Source organism: Cryobacterium sp. MLB-32, from assembly GCF_000738085.1.
Taxonomy (GTDB): Bacteria; Actinomycetota; Actinomycetes; order Actinomycetales; family Microbacteriaceae; genus Cryobacterium.
Genome location: NZ_JPRS01000550.1, coordinates 1 through 625 on the forward strand (window position 1 = coordinate 1; position 625 = coordinate 625).

Sequence of the window (625 nt, forward strand, 5' to 3'; positions counted from 1 at the left end):
GAACAAGAACGCCGACCCTCACGTGAAGTACGCCCTGGCCTGCTATTACGCGCAATCCGAGTCCGGATCGGTTGAGAAGAGCGTGCGCCTTCTGGAGGACGCGCTCGTGCTGCCCGATCTCAAGACCTGGGCCGTCAAAGATCCCTCCCTGCTGCCTCTTCACTCGAGCGCGAAATTTGCGGAGTTCGTGGGCATGGAGCCCGCCGCAACATGGCGTGATGTGCCGCCGTTTCTGCCCTTTAAGACAAAGCTCTCGCGTCTCGGCATCGCTACGCCGGCTCAGCTCGTTGCGGCTCAGACTGCTCCGATCGTCGGGGCGGGCTCGCCCGGAGCCGCTTTGGCCGACTATCTGGCTGTGGGTGCTCTTGAACTCACTGTCCTGTTGCGGGCCGCGACTTTTTGTGAGGCTGTCGGGGAGCAGGGCCTGAATTTTGGGTCCTTCGAACATGAGCTGATATCCGCGCTCCTCGATCAGGGCATCACGGAGATTCATCAGGTTGTGCTGATGCCGCCTGCCGAGCGACGAAAATTGGTTGCTCAGGTCTCGGCGGCGATAGGGACGAGGTGCGTCGCCGGGCCCGATGCCACCACGGTTTCGGGATGGCTCGGCGGGTTCTACATCGAC

Annotated in this window: 1 protein-coding gene; it reads left to right on the plus strand. The window is 62.1% G+C overall.

Features of this window, described 5'->3' with window-relative positions; genetic code table 11:
* A partial coding sequence (locus tag JF66_RS23940; protein WP_035880621.1) for a hypothetical protein occupies positions 1–625 on the plus strand: 625 nt, incomplete at both ends.